Source organism: Microcoleus sp. CZ3-B2 (assembly GCF_036705055.1).
Lineage (GTDB): Bacteria > Cyanobacteriota > Cyanobacteriia > Cyanobacteriales > Microcoleaceae > Microcoleus.
The window spans coordinates 26,724-34,342 of the sequence record NZ_JAUBTN010000002.1; the positions used below are offsets into that span (position 1 = coordinate 26,724).

Annotated in this window: 5 protein-coding genes; all 5 read left to right on the plus strand. The window is 48.0% G+C overall.

The window, feature by feature from the left end; all coding sequences use genetic code 11:
• The first annotated feature begins 103 nt into the window (after window positions 1-103).
• The 5 genes from QUA97_RS01205 (at window position 104) to QUA97_RS01220 (ending at window position 7,297) form a co-directional block, all read left to right on the plus strand.
• Window positions 104-2,110 carry a ribonuclease catalytic domain-containing protein gene (locus QUA97_RS01205; protein ID WP_333192310.1) on the plus strand — a complete coding sequence of 669 codons (2,007 nt, stop codon included), beginning with the start codon at window positions 104-106 and terminating at the stop codon, window positions 2,108-2,110.
• 772 nt (window positions 2,111-2,882) lie between these two features.
• Window positions 2,883-3,071 carry a transposase gene (locus QUA97_RS28230; RefSeq protein ID WP_442922464.1) on the plus strand — a complete coding sequence of 63 codons (189 nt, stop codon included), beginning with the start codon at window positions 2,883-2,885 and terminating at the stop codon, window positions 3,069-3,071.
• A gap of 263 nt (window positions 3,072-3,334) precedes the next feature.
• A complete protein-coding gene (locus QUA97_RS01210; RefSeq protein ID WP_333192312.1) occupies window positions 3,335-5,320 on the plus strand; it encodes a S8 family peptidase in 1,986 nt (661 codons plus the stop codon).
• Window positions 5,321-5,332: 12 nt separating this feature from the next.
• Entirely contained in the window at window positions 5,333-5,548 is a 216-nt protein-coding gene (locus QUA97_RS01215; protein WP_194066076.1) for a cyanobactin biosynthesis system PatB/AcyB/McaB family protein, read from the plus strand.
• 237 nt (window positions 5,549-5,785) lie between these two features.
• A complete protein-coding gene (locus QUA97_RS01220; RefSeq protein ID WP_333192316.1) occupies window positions 5,786-7,297 on the plus strand; it encodes a LamG-like jellyroll fold domain-containing protein in 1,512 nt (503 codons plus the stop codon).
• Window positions 7,298-7,619 lie beyond the last annotated feature (322 nt).

The window sequence follows — 7,619 nt, forward strand, 5'->3', positions numbered from 1 at the left end:
AGAGATGTAAAAAAGATAAACATCCAAAATCTAAAATCCCCGGATCGCAACCAGACAAATAGCAAGAGTGAAATATTCCAATAAAAATTAATAAAGCTGGCAAGTGGAGAAGGGAACGTTAGTAGAATTTAGAGTGCACGGCGATCGCCGTCTGGCAGTTGCCGATCGCCCCGACGGCAAGAAAAACTGGGTAGTGGTAGACGAAAAAGGCCAACCGCACAGCATACCGCCCAAGCAAATCAGCTACGAAGCAGTCGGAGAAAGTTACAAACCCTCCGACATTCCCAAATTTCTTAAAGAAGTAGAAGGTTACTCAGATCCGTCGAGTTTAGAAGTCGCTTGGGAACTCCTAGTGGACGACGGAGAAAGCACAGATCCCGAATCCCTCGCCATGCTGCTATTTTCCGATCGCACTCCGGCCCAGTGCTACGCAGCATACTGTTTGCTCTCAACAGACAAACTGTATTTCAAACAAAAGGGCGATCGTTACGAACCGCGATCGGCCGCCCAAGTAGCCGAAATCAAACACCAGCAAGAAGTAGAACAGCAGCGACACCAAGAATCCCAAGGATTTTGGGATCGAGTCAAACAGCGGCTGGCTGGGGAAAATGTCGAGTGGATTAATAGCGATCGAACTCGCCTCGACGCCCTAGAACGCTTTGCAACCCTCGGAGAAGAAGCCACGCACCGCACCCCGGCCTTAGAAACTTTAGCCAGCTTAGAACGCTCCGAAAACCCCGAAGCAGCATTTCAACTCCTAGTCGATCTCGGCCTGTGGAGCACCCACGAAAACCTGTTTTTGCGGCGCAGCCAAATTCCCCTACAATTGTCCGCAAAGGTATTAGAAGTGGCCCAAAGCTGCCTAGAAAATCCCCCAACCGACTCGGAGACAAACCGTCTCGACTTAACTCACCTCAAGGTTTACACGATCGACGACGAAAGCACCACCGAAATCGACGACGGACTAAGCTTAGAATTCCTCGAAAACGGCCAGCAACGGCTGTGGATACACATTGCCGATCCCACCAGCTTGCTTTCCCCCGGAGACGAACTCGACCTCGAAGCCAGAAAGCGCACCACTACAGTTTATCTGCCCACCGGCTCGATCCCGATGTTTCCCTCAGCATTGGCCGCCGGGCCGATGAGCTTGGTTCAAGGCAAAGAGTGCAACGCCCTCAGCTTTAGCGTCACCTTAGACGAAATCGGCGCGGCTCAAGATTACAGCATCCACATCAGCAAGATCAAACCAACCTACCGCTTAACCTACGATGATGTAGACGAAATGCTGGAGTTGGGAATCGAAGCAGAACCGGAAATAGGGGCGATCGCCATTGCGGCCAAACTGCGGCAAAAATGGCGCGAAGTCCAAGGCGCAATCAACATTTTCATGCCCGAATCCGTCATCAAAGTCCACGGCGAGGACATCGACATCCACGTCATCGACGAGTCCACAGCCCGAATGCTAGTAGCTGAAATGATGATTTTAGCTGGCGAAGTCGCCGCCCGCTACGGTCAAACTCACAGCCTGCCAATACCCTACCGCTATCAGCCCCAGCCAGAACTCCCCCCCGATGAAGAACTGCTGGCCGTACCCGCAGGCCCCGCCCGCGCTTGCGCCCTGCGCCGCTGTATGCCCCGCAGCGAAATGGGCTTGACCCCCGGACGTCACGCAGGCTTGGGTTTGGAATTGTACGCTCAAGTTACTTCTCCCATCCGCCGCTATACCGACTTGCTGGCTCACTTCCAAATTAAAGCCCACCTGCGGGGCGAACCACTGCCTTTTTCTGCCCAAGAAATACAGGATATTGTGATGTGTCTCGGCACCGCAGTCAGAGAAGCTTCTACCGTCGAACGCCAAACTAACCGCTATTGGGGATTGGAATATTTGCGGCGCAATCCCGATCGAGTTTGGGAAGCTTTAATGCTGCGCTGGCTGAGGGAAGATAGCAATCTCGCATTGATTTTATTGGAAGAATTGGGCTTAGAATTGGCGATGCGATTTGGTCGATCGGTCGAAATTGGCGATCGGCTAGAAGTCAAAGTCACACATTGCGATCCGCGATCGGATGTGATTAACTTCCAAGAAGTGATTCTTGAACCCGCACAATAGGATTTGAGATTTGGGATTGGGGCTTTAAGATGATCTATATCGTCTATTCCTATGTGTCCTCTGCGGTTAAGCAAAAAAATTAGGCATCTATTTATATACAGCAAATTCCACATTTATGAAGTACACCCCGGAGCGATAGATCCCCCTAGGGACACGGCACTGCCGTGTCCCTACAATTCACAAACCTGGGATACGCTGTATAACCCATTTGGCAGCTCTGATGGTGAGCTAAAATCAGAAATAAATGCCCTACGACCGCAGCTTAACTGACTTATAAAAAACACTCGGTAAGCGGAAAACTCTGAGTCTTTAGACCTGAGATGAAAGATTCACGGCGGTTAAAACCGCCGTGAATCTTTCTTAATTCTTAACATTTGAAAAGTATAAAAGGTATTAAAACGGCTTTACAAGTGGAAGTGTCAGTATTGAATTTCTTAAGATATGTGACAAGTTTGGTTTGATCAATGTTTTTGGTGTATATTCATAATAAGTAGAAATTAAATTGATTGCTATTGAGTAACTGGCTGCAAAGTAAGGAAAAATAGCAATCAAGATTAAGTTCAACCCAAAAAAGAATCAAAAGTCTAACTTGGTATCGGTACGCGGGGACTCCGCGAAACCTGGGTTAAAGACCCTAAACGCTTGAGGATCTTGTTCAAATACAAGGATAGCAGCCCACCTTTTTAGGCAACAGGATTGCGCCCAGGAACCCTAGCAATAGGGATATTAAGGCCGGAATGTCTTAAGAATCTGAGTGGCTTTAGCCCTGAGAGTGTCAAAGTGGGAAATCCTTGAGCCCTTACTACCCGAGAAGCAGAAAACTAGACCCCCTGTGCGGACAAAGAGACAAATCTTGGAGGGGATATTTGATCGACTAAAGAATGGCTGTAATTGGTGCGATCTGCCCAGAGACTTGCCCCCCTACTCGACCGTATTCTGGCATGACAAGGAGTGGCGCTAGTCAGGGAATTCTAGACCAGGTAACGCCACTGTATCGGGGCATTACAAACAGTTTGGCGTAAGTTTTGATTAAAAAATTAATAGCTAAAAGACAAAATTTAGGTTTTTTATTGGATGGCGGGGCCACCAGTAAAAAATTTTACAAAATTTAAAATTAAATGTTACAAAACAAAATGTTTGTGAGGACAAAATTACTTATTATATTTTGAAAGCTTCTGTTCTTGAGGCTTGAGACGCTCTAAGCCAAAGGATTTTATAAATTTAATGGCCGATGTAACCCAAATTCCTGGAATTCAAAGCCTTTGGGAAAAAACTGGCGGTGATTCCCAAGTTTGTGTAGCGGTACTAGATGGCTTAGTAGACCGGGATCACGCTTGTTTGGCCGGAGCAAACCTCCAACGGCTACCCACATTGGTGCAGGAAGAACTATCTGCCACCGGTGCCATGTCTCTGCACGGTACCCACGTTGCCAGCATAATCTTCGGGCAACACGGCTCAGAAATACCCGGAATTGCCCCTAAATGCCGGGGATTAATCGTTCCCATCTTTTCCGACAACCGATCGAGGGTTTCTCAGCTAGATATAGCTCGTGCGATCGAAAGTGCTGTCAGCGCGGGCGCTCATATTATCAACATCAGCGGCGGTCAACTGACCGAAATAGGCGAAGCCGAAGGCTGGCTCGAAAGTGCCGTGCAACTGTGCAACGACAACAACGTTTTAATCGTGGCTGCGGCTGGGAACGACGGTTGCAATTGCTTGCACGTACCTGCTGCACTGCCGGCAGTTTTGGCAGTGGGAGCAATGGACGATCGAGGTCAGCCTCTAAATTTTAGTAACTGGGGGGAAACCTACAAGGATCAAGGTATTCTAGCCCCCGGAGAAAACATCCTAGGAGCCAAGCCCGGAGGAGGCACTACCCGACTTAGCGGCACCAGCTTTGCCACCCCCGTTATTTCAGGGGTGGCTGCTTTGTTGCTCAGTCTGCAAATTAAGCAGGGACAAAAGCCCGATCCGAGCAAAGTGCGGGAAGCCATTTTAAAAAGTGCCTTACCCTGCTATGCCGATACAGAAAGTGCAGACCGCTGTCTAGTTGGCAAGCTCAATGTTTTGGGTGCAAGTTATTTAATACAAGGAGGAAAAATGTCAGAGCAATTAGAAGGCGTCGAGGCTGCTGGCTGCGGTTGCGAAGGAATAACTCAAACAGTTTTAGAAGAAACCGTACAAGCCCAACAGCAACTACAAGAAAGCTTAGAAAGCGCACTGCTTTCTTCAACATCTCTCCCACCCACCCCCGAATCTCTACTAACATCCACACAAATTCGTTCATTTAGCAGCCCAAGCAATTCTATTATGAGCAACAACCGATCAACCGGCATCGCCCCCAGCCAAGCACCCAGCGACCTCGAAGATGTCCAGCTTGTCTACGCCTTGGGAACATTGGGTTACGACTTCGGCAGCGAGGCGAGGCGCGACTCGTTCAAGCAACTGATGCCGGCCTATGAAATTGACAATACCGCCGTGCCGGCTAATCCCTACGATGCCCGCCAGATGGCAGACTATCTCGAACAAAACCCCTCAGAGGCGAAGTCTTTAATTTGGACGCTAAACCTGGAACTGACACCCATTTACGCCATTGAGCCGGTCGGAGCTTTTGGCCGCGACGTGTACGGTCTTTTGCAAGAATTTTTGGCAGGCCAAGTAGAGGCGGAAGACAGTGAAGACTATGTGGAACGAGTCAGCATTCCGGGGGTTCTGAGCGGCAAAACCGTTAAACTATTCTCTGGCCAAGTAGTGCCGGTGATCGAACCGCACAACACGCGAGGAATTTACAGTTGGAAAGTTAATACCCTCGTCACCGCCGCTTTAGAAACAGTCCGCGCCACGGCAACAGAAGCAACCGAAGAAACGATGCGACGCACCCTCGGCAGTTTCCTCAACCGGATTTACTACGATTTGCGGAATTTGGGGACAACTTCCCAAGACCGAGCACTAAATTTTGCTGCTACTAACGCTTTCCAAGCGGCTTCTACCTTCGCCGCAGCAGTGGCAACAGGCATGGAACTCGACAGCATTACGGTAGAAAAAAGCCCGTTCTGCCGGCTTGATAGTGATTGCTGGGATGTGAAATTAAAGTTTTTTGACCCAGAAAATAGCCGCCGTGCTAAGAAAGTTTACCGCTTTACCATTGATGTGAGCGACACGATCCCGGTGACGCTGGGCGAAGTGCGTTCTTGGTCTACTCCTTACTAATTTGGACATATTATGAATCTGCCAAAATTATCACCACCGGTGAAAAGACCAGAACTCATTCACCCCCACCGCTCTGTCGATGTAGTGAATGGTCGGTCAGAAGAGTTGGTTGACATTCGCATCCGATTGATGCACGGGGCAAATTACAATGACCCGGCGCCGTTTGCTTACCGGAGCTATCAACAACTTAAAAGTTCTAGCTGTGGCTGCTGGGGGGGCAGGCGGTAAAAACCACTTTTCTCCTCTTTTTCGCCAAAAATAACGGCTGATTTTTAAACTAAAAAGTTTAGATACAGCGTATTCCAGGTTTGTGAAGTAGGGACACGGCACTGCCGTGTCCCTACGGGGGGAAGCTCACGATAGGCGGGTGTACTTCATAAATGTGGAATCTGCTGTATGAAATGGGAAACTTAGCCCCCCGATCCAATTCATATCTAAACTCTGAAGCCAGCAGGAATCAAAGTGATGACTAATCTCCTAAATAACAGCCGACCAGTTCTGACCTTTGACGGGGTAGAGAGTTATGTTGCCCTCCCCCATATTTCCTGCGATTTAGGCAACAACTTTACGGTAGAAGCTTGGGTGAAAACTAAAACAACTAAGGGGGTGCAAAGGGTATTTTCGGAGCATCCTGCTTGGGGTTTTGGTTTATTTAACAGCCAGCTCCGATTCACGGTTTATAAAAGAAAAAATTACAACACTACCTCAGCTAAGCTTGTAGCCGGCACTTGGTTTCATCTAGCGCTGGTGTTTGAAGCTAACAGCAAGCTTCACTTTTACGTTAATGGTGAACTCGTGCAGACTTTTGTCGGCAGCCGGCGGCGCAAATCAAGCAGCATTAGTTGGGAAATTGGCAGGAAAAATCCTCAAGGTGCAGAATCTTGGAAGGGTCAACTTTCTGAAGTCCGCATCTGGAATAAATGCCGCATTCAAGCAGAACTTCAAGCTGATATGTCCCGCTGTTTGGCAGGAAATGAACCGGGACTAGCAGGCTATTGGCCTTTAAATGAAGGTACGGGCAATACAGTTTGCGACAAGACTCAAAATGCTAATCACGGGATTGTTCATGAGGCAACTTGGGAGTTGTCTGAGGTTCCCGTTATCCCCGAAGTAATTGAAACACAGGAGATGCTGACTATGACGAATGCAAATGCTCCACAAGAACGCTTGCAAACAGTGCTGAATTTTGACGGCATTGATGACAAGATTGATATTGATTATGCCAAGGAAATCAATCCCGCTACGTTCACCGTTGAGGCGTGGGTGATGTTCATTGGGGGCGACGGATACCGATCGGTATTAATGTCGCGGGATGGGTCGGATGTGAATGGTTGCAAGGGCTATATGTTCTATGCGACTCCCTCGCAGAAATGGGAGTTTTGGCTGGGTAGCGGCGAGGTGGGAGCGAGTTGGATTGTTTTGGGTGGGCGGGATATTGAGATTAATGTTTGGGTACATTTGACGGGGGTGTACGATGGAAAATCTGATACAGCTTATTTCTATGTCAACGGCCAGGAAGTGAGCAAGCGAGAGAATATCAAGTTTAAAGCAAATAGTAAACGTCCCTTCCGTATTGGTGCGGGGAACACGGAGCAACCGGGTTACGGAGATTATTGGTTTAATGGGAAAATTGCCGAGGTTCGTCTGTGGAATAAAGTCCGCACCGCTAAGGAAATTCAATCGAAATTAGTTCACCGTTTAAAAGGCGATGAAACGGGGTTAGTGGGGTATTGGTCGCTGTCAGAAGGGTCGGGGACTTTGGCGCGGGAGAAGGCGAAAAAACCTCAAAATGGCAAGATTTTTGGGGAGGCAGTTTGGGGTCAGTCGTTAATGCCAATTATTGATGCTCCGGACCCGAAGGATCGGTTGTTAAATTCGACGGGTTTGGAAGATTATGGTTACTGGTGGAAGAAGTTGTCTGAGGCGCAAGTAGATAAGCCAAAGGTGCCTTTCCGTCGGGGGAGAATTTGGAGTTAAAAGCAGGCAAAAATTCCATCATTGGAATCACTAAATTAAGCGAAAAGCGGTTAATCTTTAAGAGATTCAGCCGCTGTTTTCCCTGGAAGTTGACAATAAAAACCAGCCAAATAAATAACAAAAAAATGCTTGACGTTTCAAAATTGTGTAGCTATTATTAGTGCAGAGGGATTCCCAAAAAACTATCCCTTTCTAAGTGCTAATCACTAGGCGCTCTGCATTCATTGCAGCCACTAGCCAACGGGAAAAACTAAAAACTTTCCCTACTAATCAAATTGCACGCTTAATTAGGAAAGAAAAATCATGAAAAAGAGTCTCAAAC

What these genes read in the sequence shown, in the direction of transcription:
- QUA97_RS01220 (WP_333192316.1), top strand. Translation starts at nt 5,786, where the DNA reads ATGACTAATCTCCTAAATAACAGCCGACCAGTTCTGACCTTTGACGGG.
- QUA97_RS01215 (WP_194066076.1), top strand. Translation starts at nt 5,333, where the DNA reads ATGAATCTGCCAAAATTATCACCACCGGTGAAAAGACCAGAACTCATT.
- QUA97_RS01210 (WP_333192312.1), top strand. Translation starts at nt 3,335, where the DNA reads ATGGCCGATGTAACCCAAATTCCTGGAATTCAAAGCCTTTGGGAAAAA.